The following is a 2,971-nucleotide window of genomic DNA, read 5'->3' as shown; positions in this document are numbered from 1 at the left end:
TTAGCATGAGTAGTTTTACAGGCAAAGCCGAAACGGATGATAACCACCTACTGAAGTAGGTGGTTTAGGGCTGAAAACAAAAAGGCTTGGTCAACGGCGACCAAGCCTTTTGATTAGATGTTGTGTTTTATTTTGTATTTATCACTCCAGTCTGCCTGGAGTTTATCTACTGCGTTACTTGAGACTAAGTAAATTACGCAGTATTAAGGCTTCATTTCTAGGAGAAGGCGCGGACTTTACGATAGTAAACGAGCACCTTCGACACCAAAATGGAACCTTAAGGCCAGTAATTTAGCCGCCCACCGCGATACGCTTCATATCAGTCATGTAACCACGTAGCTCTTCACCGATGTACTCTACAGGGTGATTGCGGATTGTTTCATTCACAGCGATAAGAGTCGCGTTATCTACTTGGTTAGACGTTTCACCTAAACCTTTACCAATTACGTCAGTATTTACGGCCGGCATAAACTTCTCACGTAGAAGCGGCGTTGCTACGTTAGCGAACAGGTAGTTACCGTATTCCGCAGTGTCTGAGATAACCACGTTCATCTCGTATAAACGCTTACGTGCGATAGTGTTTGCGATAAGTGGCAGCTCGTGTAGAGACTCGTAGTAAGCAGACTCATCGATGATGCCAGATGCCGTCATCGCTTCGAATGCTAGCTCAACACCCGCACGAACCATAGCAACCATCAAGATACCGTTATCGAAGTACTCTTGCTCAGAGATTTCTACGTCAGTTTCTGGGTAGTTTTCGAAAGCAGTTTCACCTGTTTCTGCACGCCAGCCTAGTAGATTTGCATCGTCGTTTGCCCAGTCAGCCATCATAGTGCTAGAGAAGTGACCGGTGATGATGTCATCCATGTGCTTGTTGTATAGCGGACGCATCAGTTCTTTTAGCTCTTCAGAAAGCTCAAATGCTTTCACTTTTGCAGGGTTAGTTAGGCGATCCATCATGTGAGTGATACCACCAAACTTCAGTGCTTCAGTGATGGTTTCCCAACCGTATTGAAGAAGCTTACCAGCGTAGCCAGGATCGATACCATCAGCAATCATCTTCTCGTAACACACGATAGAGCCAGCCTGTAGCATGCCACAAAGGATAGTTTGCTCACCCATTAGGTCAGATTTCACCTCAGCAACAAAAGAAGACTCTAGACAGCCTGCACGGTGACCACCTGTTGCTGCAGCCCAAGCTTTCGCGATATCCCAACCTTCACCTTTTGGGTCGTTCTCTGGGTGAACAGCGATAAGAGTCGGTACACCGAAACCGCGCTTGTACTCTTCACGAACTTCCGTACCTGGACATTTAGGTGCAACCATTACTACCGTTAGGTCTTTACGGATTTGCATGCCTTCTTCAACAACGTTGAAACCGTGAGAGTAACCTAGTGCTGCGCCTTCTTTCATTAACGGCATTACCGTCTCAACAACGTTTGTGTGCTGCTTATCTGGAGTAAGGTTTACTACTAGATCAGCTTGTGGAATTAGCGTTTCGTAGCTACCTACCTCAAAACCGTTGTCTTTTGCGTTTTTGAATGACTGGCGTTGCTCATCAATCGCGGCTTGGCGAAGCGCATAAGCAACGTCTAGACCAGAGTCGCGCATGTTCAGACCTTGGTTAAGACCTTGAGCACCACAACCTACAATGACTACTTTCTTACCTTTCAGATAATCCGCTTCTGAAGCGAACTCACTGCGGTCCATAAAACGACAACGACCTAATTGGTCCAACTGCTCGCGCAAGTTTAGGGTATTAAAATAATTAGCCATCTGGGTGCTCCTTTGAGATTCTTCCATTGAGGTCAGTAATTGCCTTACCGAATAACTTCATCCTAAAACAGACATGATATTGCTTAAAGTGATATATTCACAATTAGTTATTGCAATTTATGCAACATGGAAATGAAAATTCAATGAATATCAAAAGCCTGCAACTTTTCATTCATCTCTGTGAGAGTAAAAGTTTCGCCAAGACCGCAGCGGCAATGCATATTAGCCCTTCAGCCTTAAGCCGACAGATACAAAAATTAGAGGAGGAAACCAGCCAACAATTGTTTTTACGCGACAACCGTAGCGTTGATTTAACTATCCAAGGTAAAAAGCTAGTCCCAGTTGCCTTAAAGATTCTTGGCGAATGGCAGCAGTATCAGAGTCACCTGAAGGGAACCGAGGATGAATTGAAAGGAGAAATCCGTCTCTTTTGTTCTGTTACTGCAAGCTACAGCCATCTTCCGGAGCTAATCTCTGACTTTCGTATTCAGAACCCTTTCATTGAGTTCAAACTATCAACCGGCGATCCAGCTCAAGCGATCGACAAAATATTAGCAGATGAAGCCGATATTGCCATATCAGCCAAGTCAGAACAGATGCCAAATAAAATCGCATTTGAAACGATCAGTGAAATCCCACTTTCTGTCATCGTACCTGTTGGGGTTAGTGCGTTTGCTGAAGAGCTACAAAAAGAAAAACCAGACTGGTCGGTCATTCCATTCATACTCCCAGAAGCAGGAACGGCAAGGGACAGGGCCAATACTTGGCTCAAACAAATGAAAATAAAGCCAAAGATCTACGCACAAACCTCCGGACATGAAGCCATCGTAAGTATGGTTGCATTGGGATGTGGAGTAGGTATCGCACCTGATGTTGTAATCAACAACAGTCCAGTAAGAGAAAAGATAAATCGTTTAAAAGTCTTACCAATTAAACCTTTTAAACTTGGTGTTTGCTGCAACAAAACTCAGCTGGAGAATCCGCTTGTTAAAGCCTTTTGGAAGGTTGCAGAGAGCAAGTATATCGCACCTTAGATGAACACTTTTTAGGTATAAAGTGAGCTAATTTTAAAACTCTGTAGATGCAAAAAAGCCCGCTCTTTCGAGCGGGCTTCTTAAATTTAAAGCCTGGCGATGTCCTACTCTCACATGGGGAAGCCCCACACTACCATCGGCGCTATTTCGTTTCACTTCTG

Annotated in this window: 2 protein-coding genes; one reads left to right on the top strand and one right to left on the bottom strand. The window is 44.4% G+C overall.

Annotated features, from left to right (window positions below):
- Nucleotides 1–291 precede the first annotated feature (291 nt).
- Entirely contained in the window at nt 292–1,776 is a 1,485-nt protein-coding gene (gene ilvC / locus R7127_RS25895) for a ketol-acid reductoisomerase (protein ID WP_005379098.1), read from the bottom strand.
- 143 nt (nt 1,777–1,919) lie between these two features.
- Between ilvC and ilvY the strand changes: the two genes are divergently transcribed.
- On the top strand, nt 1,920–2,810 hold the full coding sequence (ilvY, locus tag R7127_RS25890; RefSeq protein WP_005379097.1) for an HTH-type transcriptional activator IlvY: 891 nt from the start codon (nt 1,920–1,922) through the stop codon (nt 2,808–2,810).
- Nucleotides 2,811–2,971 lie beyond the last annotated feature (161 nt).

Source organism: Vibrio sp. 1159 (genome assembly GCF_033340395.1).
GTDB classification, from domain to species: domain Bacteria; phylum Pseudomonadota; class Gammaproteobacteria; order Enterobacterales; family Vibrionaceae; genus Vibrio; species Vibrio alginolyticus.
This window is presented reverse-complemented; position numbering and strand designations above follow the sequence as displayed.

Bases quoted from the DNA above. Each gene is read 5' to 3' on its own strand.
- ilvC (WP_005379098.1), bottom strand. From the start codon at position 1,776: ATGGCTAATTATTTTAATACCCTAAACTTGCGCGAGCAGTTGGACCAA.
- ilvY (WP_005379097.1), top strand. From the start codon at position 1,920: ATGAATATCAAAAGCCTGCAACTTTTCATTCATCTCTGTGAGAGTAAA.